Here is a 24,258-nt window from a genome sequence, read left to right as displayed (position 1 = left end):
GTAGCTAGGATCGACCTTCATGGACGCCCTCGACTTCACCGGCCGCTCGGTCGTCGTCACCGGTGGCACCCGCGGCATCGGCGCCGCCATCGCCCGCGCCTTCCGCGCCGCCGGAGCGCGGGTGCTGGTCTGCGGGCGCAACCAGCCGGACGTCACCGACGACTACTTCCGGGCCGACGTGCGTGATCCCTACCAGGCGGCGGCGCTGATCTCCGAGGCGGTGCGGCGGCATGGCCGGCTCGACGTGGTGGTCAACAACGCCGGCGGCAGCCCGCAGGTCTTCGCCGACGTCGCCTCGCCCCGGCTGCACGCCAAGGTCATCGAGCTGAACCTGATCGCGCCGCTGCATGTGGCCCAGGCGGCCAACGCGGTGATGTGCCATCAGCCCGGCGGTGGCGTCATCCTCATGATCGGCAGCGTCAGCGGGATCCGTCCCTCTCCGGGGACCGCCGCCTACGGCGCCGCCAAAGCCGGTCTGCTCCATCTCGCCGCGTCGCTCGCTGTCGAGTGGGGCCCGAGGGTACGCGTGAACAGCCTGGTCGTCGGTCCGGTCGGCGACGACGCGGCGGCCGCCGAGACGGTTGCCATGGGCCGCTCGGCTGCACCCGAGGACGTGGCCGGCGCCTGCCTGCTCCTGGCGTCGCCGCTGGCCGGATATGTCAGCGGCGCCGCCCTGGCGGTCCACGGCGGCGGTGAATGGCCGGCCTATCTGGCGGAGCTCCGGACGCGGGCGTAGTCTCCGCAGAAAGCGGAAACTAGAACACGTTCCAGTGGAGGTGTGCGGGCATGGTCCTCTCCATCAAGGCGAAGCGCGACGAACTCGGCATCACCACGGGCGAGTTGCTCATCGGTGGCGTCTGGCGCCCGGCCTCCGACGGCCGCACCTGGAGCCACCCGCATCCGGCCACCGGCGAGGAGGTCGGTGCGTTCGCGGTCGCCACGCCCGAGGATGTGGACGCCGCCGTGCGGGCGGCCCGCCGGGCGTTCGACGAGGGGCCGTGGCCGCGTACCCGGGCCAAGGAACGCATCCGCGTGCTGCGCCGGATCGCCGACGCGATCCGCGCCGATGCCATCGACCTGCAGGCCACGCAGGCCCTCGACAACGGGGTGCCGATCAGCTTCGGCGAGACGTACGCCATGTCGATGGAGTGCGTCGCGGACATCTTCGACCACCATGCCGGCTGGGTGGACAAGCTCGGCGGCGAGACGCTGCCCGGTTATCAGGGCGGCGAGCACATGGTGCTCACCCTGCGCGAACCGGTCGGTGTGGTCGCCGCGATCATCCCGTGGAACGGCCCGCTGCTGCTCGCCGCACAGAAACTCGCCCCGGCCCTGGCGGCCGGCTGCACGGTGGTGCTCAAGCCGTCGGAGTTCGCGACGTTCTCGGCGCTGCGCCTCGCGAAGATCGTCGAGGCGGCGGGGCTGCCCGAGGGCGTCTTCAACGTGGTGACCGGCCCCGGCGAGCCGACCGGCGACGCCCTGATCAACCACCCGCTGGTCGACAAGGTCACGTTCACCGGCAGCCGCGCGATCGGGCGCAAGGTGCTCGCCGCCGCGGCCGACGGGGTGAAACGGACCAGCCTGGAGCTCGGCGGCAAGAGCCCGTCGCTGGTCTTCGCCGACGCCGACGTCTACGCAGCAGCCACCACCACGATGGGCATGGTCACCCTCGGGCTGTCGGGCCAGGCGTGTGTGGCGCACTCCCGGGCGCTGGTGCACCGCGACGTCTACGACGAGTTCCTCGCGATCGTCGAGGCGATGGCGGCGCTGGTCACCTACGGCGACCCGTTCCACCCGGAGACCACGGCGTCGCCGCTGATCAACGAGCGCCAGCTGAACCGGGTCCTGGGGTACATCGAGCGTGGCCAGGCCGAGGGTGCCCGGCTCGTGGTCGGCGGTGGCCGGCCGGACGGCGAGCTGGCGAGCGGCAACTTCGTCGCGCCGACCGTCTTCGCCGACGTCAGCAACGACGCCACGATCGCCCGGGAGGAGATCTTCGGGCCGGTCCTGGCCGTGGTGCCGTTCACCGACGAGGACGAGGCCGTGCGGCTCGCCAACGACACCACGTACGGGCTGGCCGCCACGGTCTGGACCAACGACGTGAAGCGGGCGATGCGCCTGGTCCGGGCCGTGCGCGCCGGGACGGTCGGTGTCAACGGGTACCAGCTGGAGCCGCATGTGGCGTTCGGTGGATTCGGGCAGTCCGGCCTGGGCCGGGAAGGCGGGCGCACGTCGATCGAGGCGTACACCGAGCTGAAGACCGTGCTCATCCCCACGACCGACGAGATGATGTAGCCTTCCTTTCCTAGACGACACTCGTCTAGGAAAGGTGGTACGGCAGTGGAGAAGCTTGCCGGCGGGCTCGTCTCGATCGAGGTGCCGATTCCGAACAACCCGCTGCGCTACACGCTGTCGTACCTGATCCCCGGCGACCACGGCCTGGTCGTGGTCGACCCCGGCTGGGACAGCGACATCGGCTGGAACGCGCTGGTCGAAGGACTCGCCGAGGCCGGCGCCACTCCGGCCGACGTCACCGGCGTGGTGCTCACCCACGTGCACCCCGACCACCACGGGCTGACCGCCCGGCTGCGGGAGGCGTCCGGTGCGTGGATCGCCATGCACCCGGCCGAGCGCGCCTCGATGCTGCGCGACCGTGAGACCCCGCCGAGCCACGCCCTCGGCGACTGGATGCGCGGCCTGCGGGTGCCGGACGCCGAGGTCGACGACCTGCTGGGCACGTTCGGTGCGGCCGTCGACTCGCATTTCGCGCCGATGGCGGACGCCACAGTGCTCCTCGACGACGGCGACTTCGTGCCGCTGCCCGGTCGCCGGCTCCAGGCCATCTGGACGCCCGGGCATACGCCAGGCCACCTGTGCCTGCTCGAACCGGACGCGCAGGTGCTGCTCACCGGCGACCACGTGCTGCCCCGGATCAGCCCCAACATCGGCCTCTCGCTGACCGGCGGTGACCCGCTCACCGACTATCTCGCGTCGCTGGAGAAGGTGGCTGCCTACGACGCGTGCGAGGCGCTGCCCGGGCACGAGCACCGGTTCCGGGGGATCGCGGCCCGGGCCGCTGCCCTCGACGCGCACCACCGGGATCGCTGCGACGAGATCGTCGACGTGGTGGACCGCCTCGACCGGCCGACGATCTGGGAGCTGGCCGCGTCGCTGACCTGGTCCCGGCCGTGGGAGAAGATCGGCCCGATGAAGGTGGGCGCGATCGCCGAGACCGCCGCCCATGTGGAGCTGCTGGTGAAAGCGGGCCGCCTGACCTGGGACCGGTCGGGCACCCGTCTGCTCAGCCCCGCGGTGGCGGGATTACCGGGTCACTGACTTCAGGACGAAGTCGACCAGCTCTTCGGCGTACCGGTCGGCGCCGGCTTTCACCTGGTCGCGCAGGTGGGCCGGTGCGACCAGGGCGTGGTTGAGGGCGCCGCCGCTGATCGTGTCGAGCAGCAGCGTCACGCTGGTGTCCGCGCCGAGCTGTCCCCGGTCGATGCCGCGCCGCACGATCGCGCGCGCGGCCACGGCCTGCGACTGGAGGAAGCGGTCCAGGTGCTCCTGGCCGGCCGGGACGCTGGCCGCCTCGATGGTCAGCCGCAGCACGGCGCCGCCGTCCTCACCGAGGAACGCGTTCAGCACCTGCCGGGCCAGGGCGACCAGGTCGTCGCGTACCGAACCGGTGTCGATGTCCTTGACCCCGGAGAGCCGGCTCGCCAGAGCCGCGACCAGCAGTGCTTCCTTGTTGGGCCAGCGCAGATAGATCGAGGCCTTGCCGACACCGGCGCGCCGGGCCACCGCGTCCACCGAGAAGCCGGACCAGCCCTGCGTGCCGAACAGCTCGGCCGCGGCCCGGGTGATCCGATCGTCGACCTCGGGGTCGCGCGGCCGCCCGGCCTGGGTTCCAGCTGACATGGTGGAAGACGTTAGCCGAGCAGCTTGCGATGATCCCAGCTGGCGACGCGCAACGGCTCCACGATGTAGGCGGCACGCTTGCGCGCGGCATGCGAGACGTACGCGTCCAGGGCATCCGCCGGCACGTCCGGCATCCGGGCCGCGATCAGCCGGCCGACCTCGGTGACACCCTCCAGATCGTCGATGCGGCGGACCTGGCCTGCCACCTGCACGCCGCGCAGCTCGAAGTAGTCCTCGCCCTCCTCGACCAGGCAGGTCAGCCGGGGATCACGGTCCAGGTTCCGGGCTTTCTGCGCGGCCCGGTAGGTCCAGAACGCGATCCGGCCGCCGGTGAGCCCGAAGAACATCGTGACCAGGTGCGGGGTGCCGTCCGGGTTGATCGTGGCGAGCTGCATCTTCCGCGCTGACGACAGCAGGCCGATCTGCTCGTCGTCCGTCATCGACACCGTCTCGCGCTGTTTCACCGTGTCTCCCTGCCGGAACCGCCGAAACCGAACGTTGTATCGGCCAACGGTAATGTCTGCTCGCACACGAAGCCCGGTTTCGGCGGGGTCTCGGTGAAGACCGTGCTCAGTGCGGCCTCGACCTCGTGCGGCGTCCACTCGCCGGTCGCGGCGTGGAACACCGCGCGGACCGTCGGCGGGCCGAGCAGCGCCACGACGCCGCCGTGCACGACGAACACCTCGCCGGTGATCCGGTCGCCGGCCGGTCCGGCCAGGTGCAGCACGAGCGGGGTCACGTGCCGGGGCGCCATCGGGTCCTTCCCGTCCGGTGGCGGGCCCATCAGGTCGCCGGTCATCGCGGTTCTGGCGCGGGGACAGATGGCGTTCGCGCGTACCCCATAGGGAGCGCAACCACGCGCTGTCGCGAGTGTCAGTGCGACGATGCCGCCTTTGGCGGCAGCGTAATTCGCCTGCCCGGCGGAACCCAGCAGGAAGGCCTCCGAGGCCGTGTTGATGATTCTTGCGTACGCCGGACGGCCCTCCCGCTTGCTCGTGTCCCGCCAGTGCGCGGTGGCGAGCCGGGTGGTCAGGAAGTGCCCGCGCAGGTGCACCCGGATCACGGTGTCCCACTCCTGCTCGCTCATCGCGAAGATCATCCGGTCCCGCAGCACGCCGGCGTTGTTGACCAGCACGTCGAGCCCGCCGAACGTCCCGATCGCGGTGCTGAGCAGCGCCTGCGCGGTCGACCACTCGCCGATGTCGCCGGGCGAGGCGACCGCCTCGCCGCCGTTCTTCCGGATGTTCGCCAGGGTCTCGTCCAGCGCCGGACCGGGCAGGTCGTTGAGCACGACCCGGTAACCGGCCGCCGCCAGCGCCGTGGCCTCGGCCGCGCCGAGTCCCTGCCCGGCGCCCGTCACGATCGCGACCTCGCCGCTCATCTCAGTAACCCGGTCCGCTGAGCAGTCCGCCGTCGGCGAGGAACTCGGCGCCGGTGGTGTACGACGCCTCGTCGGAAGCGAGGAACGCGACCAGGCGGGAGATCTCCACCGGCTCGGCGAAACGGGCGATCGGCAGCGCCTTGAGGAACCCGCTGCCGTCCACACCGGTCATCGTCTGCGCGGCGGCCAGGGCCATCGAGGTCATCACGCCGCCCGGGTGCACCGAGTTGACCCGGATGCCGAGCGGCCCGAGCTCCTGCGCGGCCGAGCGGGTCAGGCCGCGCACGCCGAACTTGCTGGCGCTGTACGCCGACAGGCCGGCCGCGCCGGCGATGCCCTCGATCGACGAGATGTTGACGATCGAACCGCCGCCGGCGGCCCGCATCGGCGGCACGACCTGGCGGATGCCGAGCCACGAGCCGACCAGGTTGACGTCGATGACGTGCCGGAACTCGTCCGGATCCATCTCGGCGACCGGGCCGTGCCGCAGGATCCCGGCGTTGTTCACCAGGATGTCGATCTTCTGATAGGTCTCCAGCGCGAGGGAGACGGCGGCCGCCCAGTCGTCCGCGCTGGTCACGTCGTGCCGGACGAACACGCCGCCGATCTCGTCGGCGACCCGGCGCCCCTTCTCCTCCAGCACGTCACCGATCACCACGCGGGCGCCCTCGGCCACGAAGTGCCGGGCATGCGCCTTGCCCATGCCCCGCGCCCCACCGGTGATCAGTGCGACCTTCCCGTCGAGCCGCCCCATCGCGCCTCCCGTTGTCAGAAACCAAACGCTTGCTTGGTTCCTGACGGTAGACCGGGTCGGGCGTGCGGCGCTACGGGCGCGAGGTGATGCCGTCGAAGAGGAGGCGCAGCAGGCCGTCGACGATCTGGTCGTCGGTCCAGGCGTTCTTCGACTGGGCCCAGGACGTCGGCATCCAGAGGATGTCGCGCAGCAGCCGGTATGTCAGGCGGGTGTCCAGGTCGGACCGGAACAGCCCGGCCTGCTTGCCCCGGTCCAGCTGGTCGGTCCAGGTCTGCTCGATCTCCTTCATGGCGGTCCGCAGGTACGCGAACCGCGGTTGAACGCTGAAGTACGTCCAGTCGTTCTGCAGCATCGTCAGCGCCGCCCGGTGCCGGCTGAGTGTCGCAGTGCTGGACCGGACGATCTCCTCGATCGCCGCCCGGGGGTCCTCGACCGCGGCCGCTGTGCGGTAACCCGCGAGCACGTCGTCGAGGAACGCGCTGAGCAGCTCGTCGCCGATCGACTCCTTCGAGTCGAAGTGGTGGTACAGGCTGCCGGACAGGATCCCGGCCGCGTCCGCGATCTCGCGCACCGTGGTGGCCCGGAAGCCCTTCTCGGCGAAGAGGTCGCCGGCGAGCTGGACGAGGTGGGTACGCCGCTCGGAGTTTTTCGGGGTCGTCACCAGGCCCATTATGCGTGGCACCCAAACGCTTGCTTGGTCGTACCCTCGCCGATAGCGTAGAACGCGTTCTACTTTCGAGGGGGTGGCGGGATGCGCGCGGCGGTTCTGCACACGATCGGCGACGAGAAACTCGACATCCGGGACGACGTGAGCGTCCTCGGCCCCGGCCCCGGCGAGGTGCACCTGCGGGTCCGCGCCTCCGGTGTCTGCCATTCCGATCTCTCGGCTCTGAACGGCGGCCTGCCGCAGCCGGTCCCGGCCGTGCTCGGCCACGAGGCCGCCGGTGACGTGATCGCCGTCGGCGCCGGTGTGGAGGATCTGGCGCCCGGCGACCGGATCGCGGTGAACTGGCTGCCCTCCTGCGGTGTCTGCGCGCACTGTCTGCGCGGCGAGACCTACCTGTGCATGACCCACGTGATGGCCGGTTACGTGATGCCGCGCTTCATGGCCGGCGACCTGCCGATCTTCGGGATGGCCGGCTGCGGCGCGTTTGCCGAGGAGATGGTGGTGCCCCGGGCCGGCGCTGTGAAGATCGCCGACGACGTGCCGTACGAGGTCGCGGCCCTGGTCGGCTGCGGTGTCACGACCGGCGTCGGCGCGGTGATCAACACGGCGAAGGTCCGGCCCGGTGACACCGTCGTGGTGATCGGCTGCGGTGGCGTGGGCATCGCCGCGGTGCAGGGTGCCCGGGTGGCCGGCGCGGCCGTGATCGTCGCGGTCGACACCGTGCCGGCCCGGCACGAGACCGCCCTGCGCTTCGGCGCCACCCACAGCTGCGATCCGGACTCGCTGGGCGACCTGTCCGCCGAGCTCACCGGCGGCGAGGGCTTCGATTACGCGTTCGACGTGGTGGCCGCGCCGCAGACGCTGCGCGCCGCGTGGACCGCGTGCCGTCGCGGCGGCACCATCGTGGTGGTCGGCGCCGGTCGTGCCGACCAGTTCGTCGAGTTCAGCCCGTTCGAGCTGCTCTTCGAGAGCAAGACGATCGTGCCGTCGCTCTACGGTTCGGCCGAGCCGCACCGCGACTTCGGCCGTCTGCTCGCCCTGTGGCGGGCCGGCCGGCTCGACATCGAGGGCATGATCAGCCGCCGGCTCCGGCTGGACCAGGTCGGCGACGCGCTGACCGGCCTCGGCAGCGGTGATGTGATCCGCCAAGTCATCGTGCACGGGTCCTGATGAGACTGGGCATCCAGATCGGTTATAGCGGCGAGGGCTTCGCTGACAACGTCGACGAGGTTGTCGAGTTCGAGGAGGCGGGCGCCGAGCTGGTCGTGGTCCCGGAGGCGTACAGCTTCGACGCCGTCAGCCAGCTCGGTTATCTCGCGGCCCGGACCCGGCGGATGGCGCTCGCCTCCGGGGTGATGCAGCTCTACACGCGGACGCCGACACTGACGGCGATGACCGCGGCCGGGATCGACTACGTGTCCGGCGGGCGGTTCTCGCTCGGGCTCGGCGCCTCCGGACCCCAGGTGATCGAAGGGTTCCACGGGGTGCGGTACGACGCTCCGGTCGCGCGTACCCGGGAGGTCGTCGAGATCTGCCGGCGGGTGTGGCGGCGGGAGAGGCTGGAGTTCGCGGGCGAGCACTACCGGGTGCCGCTGCCGGGGGACTATGCGAAACCGCTCAAGCTGATCAATCGTCCGGTCCGGGAACGGATCCCGGTCCTGCTGGCCGCGATGGGTCCGCGCAACGTCGCCCTGGCTGCCGAGATCGCCGAGGGGTGGCAGGCGCTGTTCTTCGACCCGCGTGCGGCCGGCCGGGTGTTCGGCGACGCTCTGGCCGACGGATTGTCCCGTCGCGGTGCTGAGCTCGGGCCGCTGGACGTGTCGGTTCCCGTACCCTTTGGGCTGTCTGAAGCGACACCCGCGCTGCTGAGCGCGCATCGCGCTCAGCTCGCGCTCTATCTCGGTGGGATGGGTGCGCGGGGGCGCAACTTCTCCAACGACCTGATCAAACGGTACGGGTACCCGGCCGAGGCCTCGCTGATCCAGGATCTGTTCCTCAGTGGCCGGCGGGTGGAGGCGGCCGCGGCCGTGCCGGACGATCTCGTGGCGGCGACGTCGCTGGTGGGGCGGCCTGACGAGGTGCGCAGGCGGCTCGACGAGCTGGCGGCCGCGGGAGTGACGACGCTGCTGGTGTCGCCACTGGCCGCAACCAGGGCCGAGCGGGTGAAAGACGTGGCGCTGCTCAGGGACATGCTCTAGAAGAAATCGCCGTCGAACATGTCCGGGCCGGGGCCTCCGCCGTGGTGGCCCATGCCCAGCAGCGAGTCGAGGAGCAGCATGCCGCCGATCGTGCCCGCGCCGGCCGCGAGAGCCGTCTTCCACCAGGGAGTGGAATACCAGCCGGCCGGCATCGGGCGGCCGTTCTGGTAGCCGCCCGGGTAGTAGTACGGCGTCGCCGAGGTGTGCTGCGGGCCGACCCGGTAACCGTTCATCTCGTGCTCGTTCGTGACCGTCCCGGCTTCGGCGGCGGCGAGCGGCGGCAGCTCCGGGCCGGGGTCCAGGCCGAGGGTGAGCCGGGCGGCCCGGACGTACGCGAGACCTTCGAGCGCGCTCTCCCTGGCCAGCCGATATTGGGTGACCGTGCGTGCCTGGGAGAGCTGGGCGCCGGCGGCCTGGTGGCGCTCGGTCGCGTCGAGCAGGGCCTGGCGGGCCACGTCACCGTCGGCCTGCAGGTTCAGCAGCTGGCCGCCGAGCCGTTCGTACCACCTGCTCGCGTCGGCGCGGGCGTCCGCGAGGAACTCGCCGCCGCGTGCCGTACGTGTGCGGCGGCCACCACCGTTGACCAGGACCATGACACCGGCGCCGAGCAGGATCAGAAGCAGCAGAATCATCATGGAATCGATGGTGGGCGCGCGATCTGGGTACCCGCCGTCGGCCGCCTGTGCGCGGCCTATGAGCCTCCGAATTTTCCGGATTGCCCGGAAAAGCCCGCTTAGGGTGGGGCGCATGAGGATGTTGAAGAATATTGCCGTCTCGCTGACCACCGGGGTGGTGGCCGTGCTGGCCTTGTCCGCTCCCGCCGTGGCCGCGCCGGCCGGGCTCGCCGATGGGCTGCTCACCGAGAAGGACCTGCCCGCGGGGAAGGGGTGGGCCGCGTTCGACGCCGAGGTGATGGGCGTCGGGCTGCTGCCCGGGCTGATCGACCCGAACTCGCTGGGCGGGGACCCATGCAAGATGCCGGACGCGCCGCCGCTGAAGAATCTGCTGGCCCCGGCCACCACGCAACCGGTGGCGCCCCGGGCCGCGGGCAAGGTGAAGCTCGAACTCGCCGCCTTCATGAAGGGTGCCGACGGCCCGATGCTGCTCCAGACGCTCGCCGGCACCGGCAAGAAGGCCGCCCACGACCTCGTCGACGGCACCCGGGACATGCTCAAGCGCTGCCCGACCACCAAGAGCGGCAACATCACGATGGAGATGTCGGCGCTCCCGAAGTTCCCGAAGGTCGGCGACGACTCGCAGGCCATCTCGGTGGTCGTCACGCTCAAGGACGGCAACTTCGAGATCGCCGTACCCGGGAAGCTGGTCGCCGTGGCGCAGGACGACGTCTATGCGACAGTGGCGCTGGTCGGTTCCGAGGAGCCGGACACCGCCGAGCTGAAGAAGCTCACGAAGCGTGCCTTGAAGAAGCTCGACAAGGCGCTCTGATTCGTCCGGGCCCGGCTCTTTACAGGCTGCCGGGCCCCGGCGGGCCAATACCGCCAAAGCAACCGTGAAAAGCACTCTTCCGGCATAACGTCCCGAACGTGAAAGGAGTCGCGCCTTTAGGTGTCGCCGTCCTGCTGGGTACGTTGTTCCTGCTGTTACCGGGTGTGGAGACAACAGTGCCGGCACGCGCCGCGCAGACCACCTGCCCCACCCCGGTGACGATCGCGAACGGTGACTTCGAGGCGCCGGTGATCGCCGCGAACTCGATGTCGCTGATCGCCGAGGGCCCGGACATGCCCGGCTGGAAGACCACCGCCCCGGACAAGGTGTTCGAGCTGTGGCGCGAGGTCCGGCAGACCTTCACCTCGGCCTCCGGCAACCAGTTCGTCGAGCTCAACGCCAACTATGTCTCCCAGCTGTACCAGGACCTGCCAACCACTCCCGGCCAGACGCTGCGCTGGGAGCTGAGGCACCGCGGCCGGCTCGGCACCGACGTGATGGCTACCAAGATCGGCCCGCCCGGCGGCACGCTGGTCCAGCAGGGCACGCTGATCTCCGACGGCGCCGCGGCGTGGGGGACCTGGTCCGGCATCTACACGGTTCCGGCCGGGCAGACCGTCTCCCGGTTCGCGTTCGACTCGATCTCGGCGGCGCAGAACAAGCCGACGTACGGCAACTTCCTCGACGGCATCTCGTTCGGCAACGCGCCCTGCCTGGTCAGCACCGCGTCGGTCTCCGCCGGGTCGGGGAACGTCGGCGACGTGCTCACCTACACCGTCAACGCCTCCAACCAGGGCGGCAACCCGGCCAAGAACGTGATCTTCGCGGACGACCTGCCGGCCGGGGTGACGTTCGTGCCCGGCTCGATCAAGACAATCACCGGCTCCAGCTCGACGACGGTCTCCGACGCGGCCGACTCCGACACGGGCGAGTACGACGCGGCCTCGCGTACCGTCCGGGTTCGTGCCGGAACGGGCTCCGGCGCGAGCTCCGGTGGTCAGATCCCGGTGGGCGAGTCACGGTCCTTCAGCTACCAGGTACGCGTGACCTCGGCGGCCGCCGCCTCGACGATCAGCAACGAGGCCGCCGTCTCCTACCTCGACGCGCTCACCAGCACGACGGTGACCTCGACCTCCAGCACCGCCGGAACGACCGTCGCGGCCGCGGCCGACCTTGCCATCACCGCCGCGGTCGTCGCACCCGGCACGATCGCCGGCTCGCCCGCCGGCACCGTGCTCACCGTGGTCAACAAGGGCCCGAACACCGCGAACACCGTGCAGGTGAGTTCGGTGATCCCGTTCGGCATCGTCGGGATCGGCGCCACCTCGCCGCAGGGCACCTGCAACGTCTCCGGTTATCTGGCGACCTGCGACATACCCTCGCTGGCCGCCGGGGCCACCGCCACCATGAACATCACCGGCACCGTCATACCCCAGGCCACGCCGGGTGCCCAGGCCACCCTGACCGCGTCGGCGACCAGCGCCACGTACGAGATCAGCCAGGCGGACAACGCCACGTCGGTGAGCTCGACGGTCGCCACGCACACCGACCTCCGGGTGGTTCAGGCGTACACACCCGCGGTGCCGGTCGCCGGCACCACGGTGACCTACACCGCGACGGTGACAAACAACGGTCCGTCAACCGCTCGCGACATCACGCTGACCGACCCGATCGCCACCGGATCCACGTTCATCAGCGCCACCCCGTCGGCCGGCACGTGCGCGCTCGCCGCGGCCACCCGCACTGTCGAGTGCACGCTGCCCACCACCGACCCGGGCGTCCCGCGCACCGTGACCATCGTGGTGCAGCTCGATTCCAACGGCACCGGCGCGGTCAACAACGCGGTCTCGGTCAGCTCGTCGACACCCGAGACCAACATCGCCGACAACAACTACTCGGTGCAGTCGGCCGGCACCGCCGAGGCCGACGTCGGTGTGCAGCTCACCATCGGCGCGACCAGCGCGAAGCCGGGCGACACCGTGCCGTTCACGCTGACCGTCACCAACAACGGCCCGTCGGCGGCGACAAACGTCTCGTTCAACACCGTCGTACCGGTCGGCTTCACCATCAACCGGCCCGCCTCGCCGTACTGCACCACCACGGCCTGCACGTTCCCGGCGCTGCCGGCCACCGCGGTGGTGCGGATCGCCGGCACCGTCACCATCGGCGCCAACGCGGCCTCCGGCTCGCAGCGGGCCAGCACCACCGTCATTTCGCCGACCACCGACCCGAGCCCGGCGAACGACACCTCGGTCGTCCTGTTCACCATCGAGCTGGAAGCCGACCTGACCGTCTCCCAGGTGATCACCAACGAGACCGACACCACCCAGCCGCTGATCGCCGGGCACGACGTCAAAGGGGTCGTCACGGTCGGCAACGACGGGCCGACCCGGGCCGAGGGTGTCGTGCTGCGCCAGGCCATCCCGGCCGGCCGGCCCATCCCGGTCGCCAGCCAGAGCGGCGGGACCTGCGCTTTCCAGGGCTCCGGCACGCCCGGCACGGTCACCGCCGACGGTGGTATCTACGTCTGCACCCGGCCGTCGCTCGCCACCTCGGCCAGCTGGCAGATCGAGTTCGCCGGGGTGCCGCTGTCGGCGTCGTACTCGGCCCCGGTGTACTCGCGTACCGCGACGGTCTCGGCGACCAACACCGACCCGGACGGCTCGGACAACAGCGTCACCACCACCCGGACCGTCGAGCGCCGCTCCAACCTGCGCGTCACCAAGTCGGTCAGCCCCGGCAGCGTGGTGCAGAGCGACCAGCTGACCTTCACGATCCGGGTGCGCAACTACGGCCCGTCCGACGCCGCCGGTGTGATGGTGCGGGAGGAGGCCGACGCCGGCCTGGTCCTGCTCACCGGCACGCCCAGCTCCGGCAGTTACGACTCGGGCGCCAGCATCTGGTCGATTCCGCAGGTCACGGCCGGTGCCGCGGCCGAGGACCTACTGCTCACCGCGAGCGCGCAGGGATCCGGTTCGCTCACCAACTCCAGCCAGATCATCGCGTCGGGCAGCACCGACCCGGACACCAGCGACAACGCCGACTCCGCGACCGTCACGGTCGCCGCGGCCGCGCCGGTGCTCAAACTCGAAGTACTGACCACGCTCGCGCCGAGCTCGGCGGTCGGTGCCGCCGCCGGCACCACGATCAGCTACCAGTACAAGATCACCAACACCGGCAACCTGACCATGAGCAGCCTGTCGGTCAGCGGCACCCGCGGCGGCATCGGCAACTGCGGCGGCGTCACCAGCCTCGTCCCGGCCGCCGACGTCACCTGCACGGCCGCCAGCACCTATCTCGTCACCTCGGCGGACATCACCGCCGGCAATCCGATCAGCGACACCGCGACCGCGAAAGCCCAAGCCCCGATCAACATCGAACCCATTGCGTACGCCCAGACGACCGCGAGTGTCCCCGTAGTAGTAGCCGTCCCGTCGCTGACCGCCGTGGTCACCGCCACCGTCAGCACGGTCAGCCGGCAGAACGCGGCGGCGGCCGGTGACCGCATCGACTACGCGTACGCGGTCACCAACAACGGCAACGTCAGCATGGACAGCATCGCGGTCACCGACACCCGGGTCACGCCGGTCAGCTGCCCGCAGACCACCCTGGCCATCGGCGCCTCGATGACCTGCACGATCGCGGCCGCCAACCGGTACACGGTCACCCCGGCCGACCTCGACACCGGCGGGGCGATCACCAGCTCGGCCACGATCACCGGTGTGCCCGCCGGCACCTCGACCGTCAAGACGTACGGGCCGTACAGCGCCTCCGTCACGGTCGCCATCCCGGCGCCGGCGCTCGCGGTCGTGGTCACCCCGGCATCGGCGGCGACCGTCGCGGTGGGTGACACCATCGGGTACACGTACGTCGTCACCAACAACGGCAACGTCACCCTCGGCAACCTCGCGGTCAGCGACTCCAAGGTCTCCGGCGTCACCTGCCCGGCCAGCGTCGCCGCCGGCGCCACCGTGCCCTGCCAGTCCGTCGCCCCGTACGTGGTCACCCAGGACGACGTCGACGCCGAGCAGCCGGTGGTCAACGACGCGATCATCGCCGGAACGAGCGTGGCACCCGGTGCCGCCGTCGCCACCGCCGAGGGCGGGTCGTCGGTCGCCGTGGTCGGATCCACGCCGCTGCTGACCCTCGCCGTCACCACCAGCGTCAGCCCCGCCGTGCACCAGAGCGGCGTCACCCTCGGCGACCTGGTCGACTCCCGGTACCGGGTGCGTAACACCGGCAACGTCACGATGGCCGGCATCACCGTCACCGACACCCTCGGCGGCACCGCCTCCTGCCCGGCCGGCACTCTCGCGGTCGGCGCGATCATGGACTGCGACGCGGCGACGTACACCGTCCGGCAGACCGACGTCGACACCGGCGGAACCCTGACCGGCGCCGCCCAGCTGCGCGGACGCTCACCCCAGCAGAGCGCGGCGAGCCTGCAGGCGACCGAGGGCATCACCGTTCCCATCGCGCCCGGCGCGCTGCGCCTCACCCTCACCGGCCAGGCGGTGGTCACTCCCGGCGATCATCGCAACGGCGTCGGGGAGGGCGACACCATCGGGTACGAGTACACGGTCTCGAATCCCGGCACCCTCACCATGCGTGACGTGATCGTCGAGGACAGCCGGTTCGCGGCGGCCAGTTGCACGCACGACACCCTGGCGCCCGGCGACGCGATGACCTGCCGTTCACTCGCGAGCTACACCGTGACCGCTGACGACGTGGCGGCCGGCGGCGAGGTCCGCAACCGGGCCACGGTCAGCGGGCGCGGCGGGGGACAGGGCCGCACGTTCGGGCCGGTCGAGGTCGGCGTGCCCATCCTGGTCAGCTGGCCCGAACTGATGGTGCACACCACAGCGGTGGTCACGCCGGCCGCGAACCAGGACGCGGCCGAGTTCGGCGACACCATCACGTACACCCACGAGGTGATCAACTCAGGCAACCAGCCGGTGACCGGGATCGCCGTGACGACCACCCGGACCGGCCCGATCCGCTGCCCGCAGACCACCCTCGCGGTACGCGCCAGCATGACCTGCGTCAGCGGGGTCTACCGGGTGACCCAGGGCGACATCGACGCGGCCACCGCCATCGTCGACGAGGTCGCGGTCGTCGGGTACTCCCCGGGGAAGAAGTCCTTCGGGCCGTTCAAGGTCAGCGTCGGGGTGGCCGATCCGCTGCCCGCGCTGCGGCTGCGGATGTGGGCGTCGATCACCGCGTCGGCGTCGGAGGCCGGGGACGTCGCTGTTCTCGCCGCCACGTCCGCCGACATCGGCGACACCGTGCGGTACCGGTACCAGGTCACCAACGCCGGCAACGTCACCGTTCGCTCGCTGACCGTCACCGACTCCCGGGCCGGGTCGGTTACCTGCGCCGACACCCGTCTTTCTGTGGGCGTGTCGACGACCTGTACGGCCGATCGGGCGTACCGGGTCACCCAGGACGACATCGACAACAGCCGGCCGGTCGCCGCCCGCGCCACCGCCGCCGGCCTGTGGTCCACCACCGATCGCGGGGTCGGCTCCAACAGCGCCGAGACGACAGTGCCGGTCGCCGCCGCCCGGCCGAAGCTGATCGCCGACCAGAAAGCCACCTGGACCGACGTCGACGGCGACGGCAAACTCGGTGTGCCCGACGACGTGGTCTCCACCGTCGCGGTGCGCAACGAAGGCAACGTCACCCTCGTCAACGTCCGCGTCACCGGCCTGCCGGCGAAGGTGACCTGCCCCGCCACCCGGCTCGCCCCGGGCGGGACGGTGACCTGCAGGTCCGACGTCTACCACCTGACCGAACGCGAAGCGGCCAGCGGGCGGCACACGTACGAGGTGCTGGTCACCGGCGACCGGACGGCAGCGGCGGCCGATCCGGTGGAGGCCACGGCGCCGTCGACGGTCGTCGTACCCTCGGAAGATCCGCAAGCGGGACCGGATCACCCACCCGGCACCGTGCCGGTGACCGGCGGCTCGGCCGCCATGTTCCTCGCCGGATTCGCGATGATTCTCACCGGCGTCGCATTGCTGCTGGTCACTCGCCGATCGCGCCCTTCATTCCGGGTTTCTTGACCTCCCCGATCCGTGCCAACGTTCGCGACCTCACAGGAGTTTCACAGGCTCTGCGGTGGGATCTGTGCCACGAGGCCGGTGCGAAACCGGCCGACCGGCATGGGGGGAACAGATGACACACCCGAGGAAGCGGAGGCCGATCGCGATCGTCGCGGTGGGCGCGCTACTGCTCACGGGCGCCGGCGTGAGCGCGGCGGAGGCAGCGACCGCGCCGCCGCCACTGTCCTTCGTGGCCGCCGCCAAGACCGTCACCGCCGAGCGGTACGCCGACGGCGACGACGTCTACGTGTACTTCGACCTCGGCCTGCACGTGATCGCGGGCAAGGACCCGTTCGAGATCCGTGCCACCCGCAAGGGGTACGACTCGCCGATCGTCGCGACCCGCACCGTCGTGAAGAACGGCAAGAAGACCCAGGCGGTGCTGCCGCTCGGGACCGTCCGTGACTTCACCGGGCTCAAGGACTTCACCACGATCACCATCACCGACAAGGCCGGGAAGGTGGTCACCAGTTACAAGACGGCGTTCTGTGCGAACTCGTACTCGTCCGGGCGTACCCGGCGGGACGCGCCGGCCACGAACCCGTACCCGACCCGGTGTGGCGGGGAGAACCCGTTCACGCTCGGTGCGGTCTGGGGTATCCAGGCCGGCTGGGACGCCGCGGTGCCGGACCAGCCGAGCGGCGCGACGCTGTCGAAGCTGAAGGCCGGCAAGTACACGGCGACGGCGACGGTGAACGCGAAGTACACCAAGCTGTTCGGGATCCCGGCGAAGCAGGCCAGCGCGAAGGTGGCGCTGAACGTGGTGGACGCGACGTTCTCGTCGCTGTCCGCGGCGGCTTCCTCGTCGGCGGCTTCGTCGGCGGTGGCTTTGTCGAAGCCGGCGCCCGCCGGTGCGCACGACCTGCACCACGGTGAAGGGGACGCGAGCCGTCAGGTCTCGTCGTACCTGCCCGAGTTCCGCGCCTCGGCGGCTCGCCCGAAGACGGTCAAGACCGTCCCGGCCGGTCCGAAGCCGGACCTGAAGTCGCTTCCGGCCTGGGGCATCTCCCTCTCTGAGGGCGTCAACGAGAAGACCGGCCAGCCGGACGGCAAGACGTACGTCAACTTCGGCGCCACCGTCTGGAACGCCGGCACCTCGCCGCTGCTCGTCGACGGCTTCCGTCGTACCGGCACCGAGGTGATGGACGCGTACCAGTACTTCTTCGACGCCAAGGGCAAGCAGGTCGGCTCGAAGGCCGCCGGAACGATGCAGTGGGACCCGCGCGAGGGCCACATGCACTGGCACTTCACCGACTTCGCCCAGTACAACCTGCTCGCCGCGGACAAGAAGCTCGTCGTGCACAGCGGCAAGGAGGCGTTCTGCCTGGCCAACACCGACGCCGTCGACTACACGATCAAGGGCGCGAAGTGGCGGCCGGACAACACCGATCTCGCCACCTCGTGCGGTGCCAACACCGTCGTCGCGGTGCGTGAGGTTCTGGACATCGGCAACGGTGACACGTACAGCCAGGACCGGCCGGGCCAGTCCTTCGACATCACCAAGCTGAAGAACGGGACCTACTACATCCAGGTCCTCGCCAACCCGTCGAAGAAGCTCGCCGAGACCAGCACCACGAACAACTCGGCGCTGCGCAAAATCGTCATCGGCGGCACCGCCAAGAAGCGCACCCTGACCGTCCCGAAGGTCAGCGGCATCGTGGGCTGACCCCTCCCGGGTTTCGTTCCCCCGCCCCGCCTCCGACATGGGGGCGGGGCGGCTCTTGTGGCGCGGCGTTGTCACAGATCTTGTGCGGTTCGGGCGTCTGATCGACCGCAAACTCACAAGTCTCGGGCGGTCGCCGCCGAGGCCGGTCGATTTCACGTGATTTGCGGTCATTGCGGGGACGCTGTGGAGCCACGATGTTGGAAGGTTCCGGCTTTGCGGAAGTCTGTAGGGGCTAGAGCACCCACAGGTTTCCAAGATCTGGCGGGCGCCTCACCGGGCGTCCACTCTCCGTCGTGGCGAAAGCGTTGTTCCGCAGGCCTCGGTGCGTCCTCTGAGCCGGGGGGTTGCCCTTGGGCGTGATTGGTATCTAACATTTCAGTTGTGGAGACGGTCGGACGGCATCTGTTGCGGGACGCGGCTTACGGGCGGCTGCTCGGTGCCATCGTTGACGGCACGCTCGCTCCCGGCGCCGCGCTGCGGCCCGACGATCTGGCCGAGCGCCTCGGTCTCTCCCGGGCCCCGATCCGCGAAGCGCTCGCCCGCCTCGCCGGTGAGGGGCTCGTCGAGACCAAGCCGCAGAGTTACACCCGGGTCACCGAGGTGGTCGCCAAGGACGTCGAGGACGCGGCGGCTGTGGTCGGGGCGATGTACGGTCTGGCCGTACTCTCGGTTGCCGCAAGAATGACCACTGACCAGGTGGAACGCATGCGGGAAGCCAACGCCCGGTTTGCCGCCGCCGTCGCCGATGGCGACGTCGAGGCGGCCTTGGCCGCCGACGACGAGGTGCACGCGATCCCGCTGCGTGCTTACGGAAATGCCGCGGCCACCGGCACCGTCGATCGATACACCCCTTTGGTACGCCGAGCCGAGCGCCTGCTTTTCACCTCAGCACAAGCCTCCCGCTCGGTGCGGCTGCACGACGAACTCATCGAAGCCCTGGCCACGCGCGACGAGGCGCGGGCCGTCGAGGTCAACTCGATCATCTGGGGCCATCTGCACCACAGCGTCACGTTCTGAGGAGTCCGCATGTCGATCGCCGATTTTCCCCGCCACTCGCTGCTGTTCGGTCCGTCGCCGGTGCATCGTCTCGACCGGCTGACCGAGCACCTCGGCGGCGCCGCCGTCTGGGCGAAGCGGGAGGACTGCAACTCCGGTATCGCGTACGGCGGCAACAAGACCCGCAAGCTGGAATATCTCGTCGCTGACGCGCTCGCGCAGGGCGCGGACACGCTCGTCTCGATCGGCGGGGTGCAGTCCAACCACACCCGGCAGGTCGCGGCCGTCGCCGCCGCCACCGGCCTCAAGTGCGTGCTGGTCCAGGAGAGCTGGGTGGACTGGCCGGACAGCGTCTACGACAAGGTCGGCAACATCCTGATCAGCCGGCTCGCCGGCGCGGACGTCCGGCTGGTGAAGGCCGGTTTCGGCATCGGCTTCAAGGAGAGCTGGGACGCCGCCATCGCCGAGGTCAAGGCCGGCGGGGGTACGCCCTACGCCATCCCGGCCGGCGCCTCGGACCACCGACTCGGCGGTCTCGGCTTCGCGAACTGGGCGTACGAACTGATCGAGCAGGAGCGTGAGCTGGACGTCTTCTTCGACACGATCATCGTGTGCTCGGTGACCGGCAGCACCCAGGCCGGCATGATCGCCGGGTTCGCGGCCGCCGGTGGACGCCCGCGCCGGGTGATCGGCATCGACGGCTCGGCCAAGCCGGTCGAGACCCGTGACCAGGTGGCACGGATCGCGCGGGCCACGGCCTCGCTGATCGGCGTCGAGCGGGACCTGACCGAGGACGAGATCATCCTGGACGAGCGGTACCACGGCGGTGTCTACGGCATCCCGGACACCGCGACGCTGGACGCGATGAAGCTGGCGGCCCGGACCGAGGGCATGGTGACCGATCCGGTTTACGAGGGCAAGTCGATGGCCGGGCTGATCGATCTGGTCGGCCGGGGCGAGATCGCCCGGGACTCGAACGTGCTGTACGCGCACCTCGGCGGACAACCGGCGCTCAACGCGTACGCAGGTCTTTTCTCCTGAAAGAGTGAGTTACTCGGACCAGAACACTTCGACGTGGGTGTGGTCCTCGGGGTCGGTGACGCAGCGGAACTCGGCGCCGGGGATCGCGAGGCCCGCCTCGGTCGGCGTGAGCGACTCGCGCACGACGGTGTCGACCTCCTCGGTGCCGTCGTACGCGTGGAGGCGGAGCTCCACCCGATAGACGTCAGCCTTGTGGGTGTCCGAGATTGATTGGACCGTGGCGATGCAGGGGCGCCCGTCGCTGATCTCGCCCTGGTCGAACTGGTCGGCGTCGATGAGGCGGCTGACCAGCCAGGTGATGCCGCTGACGACGCCGAGCAGCACGGCGACGATGCTCGCGGGGAGCATCCAGCTGAAGTGAAGCCTTCTCCTCATGCACGTTCTCCCCGGTGACGCCGCGATTCCCGGTCTTGATCGGGCGGCGGCTGGAGCGTATCCGCCTTACCTGGAGGAAACCTTCGCGTCACGCCGTCTCCGCACAGCGGGCTTCCATGTCGGCTCTACAGAGCCGGCACAGGGCATTCATAGGCTCCGCTGTTTGCATGTTCCTTAGCAATCGGCACATTGCGGAGGAAACGTGAGTTCAACATTTCAGGGTCGTCGGCTTCCCAATCCGGACGAGGAGGTGTTCGACCAGGGGCTCGGGTTCGACCTCGGCACACTGATGGGGCGGCGTAACGTCCTGCGCGCGTTCGGGGTCGGTGCGGTTGCGCTCGGGCTCGCGGCATGCAGTGATTCGTCATCCTCGACCTCGTCGGCTTCCACTTCGTCCACGGCGACCACCTCGTCGGGCGAGATCCCGGACGAGACCGCTGGGCCGTACCCGGGCGACGGGTCGAACGGTCCGGATGTTCTCGAGCAGAGCGGGATCGTTCGCAGCGACATCCGGTCCAGCTTCGGCGATGCCAGTGGCACTGCTGAAGGCGTACCCATGTCTCTTGAATTGACGATCAAAGACCTGGCGAACGGCGGGGCCGCGTTCGCCGGTGTGGCCGTCTACGTGTGGCACTGTGACCGCGCGGGTCTGTACTCGATGTACTCCGAAGGGGTCACCGAGGAGAACTATCTGCGCGGCGTCCAGATCGCCGACGACGCGGGGAAGGTGTCGTTCACCAGCATCTTCCCGGCGTGTTACACCGGGCGCTGGCCGCACATCCACTTCGAGGTGTACCCGACCGAGGCCGACATCACCGACTCGACAAAGGCCATCGCCACCTCGCAGGTCGCGCTTCCCAAGGACGTCTGCGACGTCGTCTACAAAGAGACCGGGTACGAGGCGTCGGTGACGAACCTCGCGCAGGTGACCCTGGACAACGACAACGTGTTCGGCGACGACAGCGGCGCCAGCCAGCTCGGCACCGCGACCGGCGACGTGAGCAGCGGGTACGCGGTCTCGCTGTCGGTAGGGGTGGACACCCGCACGACGCCGACCGCGGGCGCTGCCCCGGCCGGTGGCGGCGGGGAGCCCGGTGGTACGCCGCCGTCGGGTGCGCCGGGTGGTGGTGGCCCGGGTGGCACGCCGCCGTCGGGTGCGCCGGGTGGTGGCGGTCCTGGTGGTACGCCGCCGTCGGGTGCGCCGCCGGCGTGACCTTCGGTTTGTAGCTTTGGTTTCAGCTTTGGGTTTTCAGCTTTGGTTTTCGGCGCCGCGTGGAGCTTGGGCTCCGCGCGGCGCTTTTGGCATGTTCGGGGGCTGCTAGTTGGAAATTTGACTAGTAGAGTTCGGTGTCTAGTCCGGTTTGATGCTCAGGGGGGTGGTCATGGCTGCGGACGCGGAGTCCGGCTGGGTGCGCGCCACCCTGGAGATGGCGGTCCTCGCCGCGCTGACCGACGGCGATCGGCATGGGTACGCACTCGGCCAGCGCCTCGCCGAGCAGGGGCTGGGCGCGATCAAGGGCGGTGTTCTCTACCCGGTGCTCAACCGGATGGAGGCCGACGCCGTGGTCACGTCGAGCTGGCATGCCGGGCAGGGCGGCCCGGGGCGCAAGGTCTACGCGATCACCGAGTCCGGGTCGCGGCGGCTCGCGGAGCAGCGCGAGTCATGGGGACGGTTCACCGAGGCGATGCAGAGGTTCCTGGAGGAGACGCGATGAGGTCCTTCGACAGGTGGGAGCTCGAGGCACGGCAGGCGCTCGCCGATCGGGGCATCGGCTACGGCGAGGCGACCCCGCTGATCGAGGACGCCCGCGCCCACCACGACGAGAGCGGGCAGGACCCGTGGGAGTCGCTGGGTGCGCCGCTCGACTTCGCGGCCGAGGTCGCCGCCGATCAGCCGGCCGAGCAGGCGCGGCGAGACACCCAGGGCCGGACGGTCGGTGACCATCTCCGGGAGGGGTTGTTCGCGCTGGCGCTGCTCGGGGTGCCGGTGGCGGTTGTCGGCGGGCTGTCGGTGGGCGGGCTGTCCATCCCGGTCACCGTCGCCGGGCTGACCGGATCGGTTCTGGCGGGGCTGGCCGCGGTGTGCACGCAGGTGCCGGGTGCTCTGCGGGCGGCGGGGCATCCGCGAGCCGCGCCCTGGGGGTTCGCGCTTTTCGGGGTGCTGGTGGTCGCGGCGGGCGGCGCGTTCACCCAGTTGCCGAAGACTCGGGTGGGTGAGCTGCCGATTCTCGGGCTGCTCGCGGTGTCGGCCGGGGCGATGTGGCTGCTCACCCGGGAGAAACGAGCACCGCGCCGAGACCTGTCCGATGCCAGGGCGGGTGGTCCGGGGAGCGCCAGCGCGGGTGGTCCGGAGGGTGCCAGCGCGGATGGTCCGGAGGGTGCCAGGGCGGGTGGTCCGGAGGGTGCCGGGGCGGGTGATCCGGCGGATGCGGGGGCCTGGTTCGGGCGGCTTCGGGATGTGTTGGTGGGGCGGTTCGACGTGGCGCCGGCGCGGGCGGCCGAGATGGTGGCGGAGGCTCGTTCGCATGTGGCGGTGGCCGGGTCGCATCCGCGGGATGAGTTCCCGTCGCTGGCCGGTTATGCCCGTGACCTGGCCGAGGCCGAGCCCGCCAAGCAGGGTCCGTGGTGGCGTGGCGACACCGCGGAGATGGTGATGGGCCTGCTGATCACGGTCTGGGTGGTGATCGCCGTTGTCGACGCGGTGGTGGACGAGCAGTGGTGGCTGGTCGCGGCCGGCGTCGCCTACCTGCTGGCGTCCGGCCGGTCGACCTGGCGGCGGATCAGGGAGTGGGCGGCGCGTTCCAGGCCGGCGTGAGCGCCTGATGCCGCTGGCTCATCGAGGAAAGTCGTTCGCGTTCGGAGGGCGGGGTCGTGATGATGCGGTGATGACCAATGTGCCTGAGGGCTTTACCTACCGGGTTCGGAAGAACGGCGACGTCGAGGTGCTGCATCATGGGCGGCCGGCGTCGGTGCTCCGGGGTGCCGCCGCGCAGCGGTTTCTCGTCGACGTGGAGATCGAGGACCCGCAGGAGTTGATGGCGCGGCTGACCGGGAACTACAAGCATGGCAACGAGCGGATGGCCCGCAACCATCCGCGCAATCGCCAACGCTGAGGGCCAGCCGCCGGACCCGCGGGGGGTTCGGTTGTCAGAGGACCTTCGTGCCGTACATCTCGCCCAGGGGATCGGCGATCAGCTCGATGCGGGCGCCGTCCGGGTCCTGGAAATAGACGGAGACGCCGCTGTGGACGGTGTGTTCCACGCCTGCCTCGGCCAGCCGGGTGACCAGCTCGTCCCAGCGGGCTGGATCCACCGAGATGGCCATGTGGTGCAGGCCGCCGAGGACTTCGGCGTACGGGCCCAGGTCCAGGCCGGGCAGGTCGAAGAACGCCAGGAGGTTGCCGTTGCCGATGTCGAAGAAGAAGTGTGAGGAGCCGGGGTAATCGCGGTTCTCGATCAGCTCGGTCAAGGGGAACCCGAGCAGGCCCTGGTAGAAGCGGACGGTCGTCTCCACGTCGCTGCTGATCAGGGCGGTGTGGTGCAGGCCGCGGGCGGTGGAGGCCGGGCGGTCCGCGGCGGGGCGCAGGTGGGTTTCGCGGATGCGGTGGCGGTCGGCTTCGAACTTGGCGGGGTCGGCGGTGCTCATGACCTCCGAGCATAGGGCCGCCGGGTGGCCCCTGGCCGACGTGACGACCTCCGAGTGATCCCTGGCC

General features: G+C 70.2%; 22 protein-coding genes. 14 read left to right on the top strand and 8 right to left on the bottom strand.

Features of this window, described 5'->3' with window-relative positions:
• The first annotated feature begins 19 nt into the window (after nt 1–19).
• Genes B0I29_RS02195 through B0I29_RS02185 form a run of 3 tightly spaced genes read left to right on the top strand, consistent with a single transcriptional unit; the run spans nt 20 to nt 3,336 of the window.
• Nucleotides 20–736, top strand: a complete 717-nt coding sequence (locus B0I29_RS02195; protein WP_111647084.1) for an SDR family oxidoreductase — start codon at nt 20–22, stop codon at nt 734–736.
• Between the two features lie 50 nt (nt 737–786).
• On the top strand, nt 787–2,295 hold the full coding sequence (locus B0I29_RS02190) for an aldehyde dehydrogenase family protein (protein ID WP_111647083.1): 1,509 nt from the start codon (nt 787–789) through the stop codon (nt 2,293–2,295).
• A gap of 45 nt (nt 2,296–2,340) precedes the next feature.
• Nucleotides 2,341–3,336 (top strand): MBL fold metallo-hydrolase, encoded by a 996-nt coding sequence (locus tag B0I29_RS02185; RefSeq protein WP_111647082.1) that lies wholly within the window; start codon nt 2,341–2,343, stop codon nt 3,334–3,336.
• Here B0I29_RS02185 and B0I29_RS02180 read toward each other — a convergent pair.
• From B0I29_RS02180 to B0I29_RS02160, 5 genes are all read right to left on the bottom strand, one after another.
• On the bottom strand, nt 3,322–3,918 hold the full coding sequence (locus B0I29_RS02180; protein ID WP_111647081.1) for a TetR/AcrR family transcriptional regulator: 597 nt from the start codon (nt 3,916–3,918) through the stop codon (nt 3,322–3,324). The two genes, B0I29_RS02185 and B0I29_RS02180, sit on opposite strands and share 15 nt — an antisense overlap.
• 11 nt (nt 3,919–3,929) lie before the next feature.
• Nucleotides 3,930–4,382 carry a pyridoxamine 5'-phosphate oxidase family protein gene (locus B0I29_RS02175; RefSeq protein WP_375790581.1) on the bottom strand — a complete coding sequence of 151 codons (453 nt, stop codon included), beginning with the start codon at nt 4,380–4,382 and terminating at the stop codon, nt 3,930–3,932.
• The gene (locus B0I29_RS02170) at nt 4,379–5,299 is read right to left on the bottom strand and encodes an SDR family NAD(P)-dependent oxidoreductase (RefSeq protein WP_111647080.1); all 921 of its coding nucleotides are present in this window, start codon (nt 5,297–5,299) and stop codon (nt 4,379–4,381) included. The genes B0I29_RS02175 and B0I29_RS02170 overlap by 4 nt, the downstream gene beginning before the upstream one ends.
• 1 nt (nt 5,300) lies before the next feature.
• Complete coding sequence (locus B0I29_RS02165) at nt 5,301–6,053, bottom strand: glucose 1-dehydrogenase (protein WP_111647079.1); 753 nt, start codon at nt 6,051–6,053, stop codon at nt 5,301–5,303.
• Between the two features lie 70 nt (nt 6,054–6,123).
• Nucleotides 6,124–6,714 carry a TetR/AcrR family transcriptional regulator gene (locus tag B0I29_RS02160; protein ID WP_245972136.1) on the bottom strand — a complete coding sequence of 197 codons (591 nt, stop codon included), beginning with the start codon at nt 6,712–6,714 and terminating at the stop codon, nt 6,124–6,126.
• A gap of 90 nt (nt 6,715–6,804) precedes the next feature.
• On the opposite strand from B0I29_RS02160, the gene B0I29_RS02155 reads away from it, so the two are divergent.
• Entirely contained in the window at nt 6,805–7,890 is a 1,086-nt protein-coding gene (locus B0I29_RS02155) for a zinc-binding dehydrogenase (protein WP_111647077.1), read from the top strand.
• A complete protein-coding gene (locus B0I29_RS02150) occupies nt 7,890–8,918 on the top strand; it encodes an LLM class F420-dependent oxidoreductase (RefSeq protein ID WP_111647076.1) in 1,029 nt (342 codons plus the stop codon). The genes B0I29_RS02155 and B0I29_RS02150 overlap by 1 nt, the downstream gene beginning before the upstream one ends.
• On the opposite strand, the gene B0I29_RS02145 is transcribed toward B0I29_RS02150, so the two are convergent.
• The gene (locus tag B0I29_RS02145) at nt 8,915–9,553 is read right to left on the bottom strand and encodes a hypothetical protein (RefSeq protein ID WP_181557649.1); all 639 of its coding nucleotides are present in this window, start codon (nt 9,551–9,553) and stop codon (nt 8,915–8,917) included. The genes B0I29_RS02150 and B0I29_RS02145 overlap by 4 nt on opposite strands.
• Before the next feature lie 112 nt (nt 9,554–9,665).
• Here B0I29_RS02145 and B0I29_RS02140 point away from each other — a divergent pair, with 112 nt between their 5' ends.
• The 5 genes from B0I29_RS02140 (at nt 9,666) to B0I29_RS02120 (ending at nt 20,171) form a co-directional block, all read left to right on the top strand.
• Nucleotides 9,666–10,364 carry a hypothetical protein gene (locus B0I29_RS02140; RefSeq protein WP_146616687.1) on the top strand — a complete coding sequence of 233 codons (699 nt, stop codon included), beginning with the start codon at nt 9,666–9,668 and terminating at the stop codon, nt 10,362–10,364.
• 98 nt (nt 10,365–10,462) lie between these two features.
• Complete coding sequence (locus B0I29_RS02135; RefSeq protein ID WP_146616686.1) at nt 10,463–16,429, top strand: DUF7507 domain-containing protein; 5,967 nt, start codon at nt 10,463–10,465, stop codon at nt 16,427–16,429.
• Nucleotides 16,430–16,541: 112 nt separating this feature from the next.
• Nucleotides 16,542–18,134, top strand: a complete 1,593-nt coding sequence (locus B0I29_RS02130) for a lysyl oxidase family protein (protein ID WP_111647073.1) — start codon at nt 16,542–16,544, stop codon at nt 18,132–18,134.
• A gap of 381 nt (nt 18,135–18,515) precedes the next feature.
• Nucleotides 18,516–19,151, top strand: coding sequence for a GntR family transcriptional regulator (locus B0I29_RS02125; protein WP_111647072.1), 636 nt, complete (start codon nt 18,516–18,518; stop codon nt 19,149–19,151).
• Between the two features lie 9 nt (nt 19,152–19,160).
• The gene (locus B0I29_RS02120; protein WP_111647071.1) at nt 19,161–20,171 is read left to right on the top strand and encodes a 1-aminocyclopropane-1-carboxylate deaminase; all 1,011 of its coding nucleotides are present in this window, start codon (nt 19,161–19,163) and stop codon (nt 20,169–20,171) included.
• Between the two features lie 9 nt (nt 20,172–20,180).
• On the opposite strand, the gene B0I29_RS02115 is transcribed toward B0I29_RS02120, so the two are convergent.
• A complete protein-coding gene (locus B0I29_RS02115; protein ID WP_146616685.1) occupies nt 20,181–20,546 on the bottom strand; it encodes a hypothetical protein in 366 nt (121 codons plus the stop codon).
• A 202-nt stretch (nt 20,547–20,748) separates the two neighbouring features.
• On the opposite strand from B0I29_RS02115, the gene B0I29_RS02110 reads away from it, so the two are divergent.
• The 4 genes from B0I29_RS02110 to B0I29_RS02090 all read left to right on the top strand — a co-directional run bounded on the left by B0I29_RS02110 (nt 20,749) and on the right by B0I29_RS02090 (nt 23,659).
• Complete coding sequence (locus B0I29_RS02110; protein WP_111647069.1) at nt 20,749–21,759, top strand: intradiol ring-cleavage dioxygenase; 1,011 nt, start codon at nt 20,749–20,751, stop codon at nt 21,757–21,759.
• A gap of 169 nt (nt 21,760–21,928) precedes the next feature.
• Entirely contained in the window at nt 21,929–22,261 is a 333-nt protein-coding gene (locus B0I29_RS02105) for a PadR family transcriptional regulator (RefSeq protein WP_111647340.1), read from the top strand.
• Nucleotides 22,258–23,361 carry a hypothetical protein gene (locus B0I29_RS45555; RefSeq protein WP_181557648.1) on the top strand — a complete coding sequence of 368 codons (1,104 nt, stop codon included), beginning with the start codon at nt 22,258–22,260 and terminating at the stop codon, nt 23,359–23,361. The genes B0I29_RS02105 and B0I29_RS45555 overlap by 4 nt, the downstream gene beginning before the upstream one ends.
• 70 nt (nt 23,362–23,431) lie before the next feature.
• Complete coding sequence (locus tag B0I29_RS02090; RefSeq protein WP_111647066.1) at nt 23,432–23,659, top strand: hypothetical protein; 228 nt, start codon at nt 23,432–23,434, stop codon at nt 23,657–23,659.
• 34 nt (nt 23,660–23,693) lie between these two features.
• On the opposite strand, the gene B0I29_RS02085 is transcribed toward B0I29_RS02090, so the two are convergent.
• Entirely contained in the window at nt 23,694–24,191 is a 498-nt protein-coding gene (locus B0I29_RS02085; RefSeq protein ID WP_111647065.1) for a VOC family protein, read from the bottom strand.
• Between the last annotated feature and the right edge of the window lie 67 nt (nt 24,192–24,258).

The sequence above is a fragment of the Actinoplanes lutulentus genome (assembly GCF_003259845.1).
Lineage (GTDB): Bacteria > Actinomycetota > Actinomycetes > Mycobacteriales > Micromonosporaceae > Actinoplanes > Actinoplanes lutulentus.
The sequence above is the reverse complement of the archived record's forward strand: the minus strand, read 5'-3'. Positions and strand labels throughout refer to the sequence as shown.

Excerpts from the sequence above, each read along its gene's own strand:
- B0I29_RS02195 (WP_111647084.1), top strand. The coding sequence starts at position 20 with ATGGACGCCCTCGACTTCACCGGCCGCTCGGTCGTCGTCACCGGTGGC.
- B0I29_RS02190 (WP_111647083.1), top strand. The coding sequence starts at position 787 with ATGGTCCTCTCCATCAAGGCGAAGCGCGACGAACTCGGCATCACCACG.
- B0I29_RS02180 (WP_111647081.1), bottom strand. The coding sequence starts at position 3,918 with ATGTCAGCTGGAACCCAGGCCGGGCGGCCGCGCGACCCCGAGGTCGAC.
- B0I29_RS02170 (WP_111647080.1), bottom strand. The coding sequence starts at position 5,299 with ATGAGCGGCGAGGTCGCGATCGTGACGGGCGCCGGGCAGGGACTCGGC.
- B0I29_RS02165 (WP_111647079.1), bottom strand. The coding sequence starts at position 6,053 with ATGGGGCGGCTCGACGGGAAGGTCGCACTGATCACCGGTGGGGCGCGG.
- B0I29_RS02155 (WP_111647077.1), top strand. The coding sequence starts at position 6,805 with ATGCGCGCGGCGGTTCTGCACACGATCGGCGACGAGAAACTCGACATC.
- B0I29_RS02150 (WP_111647076.1), top strand. The coding sequence starts at position 7,890 with ATGAGACTGGGCATCCAGATCGGTTATAGCGGCGAGGGCTTCGCTGAC.
- B0I29_RS02145 (WP_181557649.1), bottom strand. The coding sequence starts at position 9,553 with ATGATGATTCTGCTGCTTCTGATCCTGCTCGGCGCCGGTGTCATGGTC.
- B0I29_RS02140 (WP_146616687.1), top strand. The coding sequence starts at position 9,666 with ATGAGGATGTTGAAGAATATTGCCGTCTCGCTGACCACCGGGGTGGTG.
- B0I29_RS02130 (WP_111647073.1), top strand. The coding sequence starts at position 16,542 with ATGACACACCCGAGGAAGCGGAGGCCGATCGCGATCGTCGCGGTGGGC.
- B0I29_RS02120 (WP_111647071.1), top strand. The coding sequence starts at position 19,161 with ATGTCGATCGCCGATTTTCCCCGCCACTCGCTGCTGTTCGGTCCGTCG.
- B0I29_RS02115 (WP_146616685.1), bottom strand. The coding sequence starts at position 20,546 with ATGAGGAGAAGGCTTCACTTCAGCTGGATGCTCCCCGCGAGCATCGTC.
- B0I29_RS02105 (WP_111647340.1), top strand. The coding sequence starts at position 21,929 with ATGGCTGCGGACGCGGAGTCCGGCTGGGTGCGCGCCACCCTGGAGATG.
- B0I29_RS45555 (WP_181557648.1), top strand. The coding sequence starts at position 22,258 with ATGAGGTCCTTCGACAGGTGGGAGCTCGAGGCACGGCAGGCGCTCGCC.
- B0I29_RS02090 (WP_111647066.1), top strand. The coding sequence starts at position 23,432 with ATGACCAATGTGCCTGAGGGCTTTACCTACCGGGTTCGGAAGAACGGC.
- B0I29_RS02085 (WP_111647065.1), bottom strand. The coding sequence starts at position 24,191 with ATGAGCACCGCCGACCCCGCCAAGTTCGAAGCCGACCGCCACCGCATC.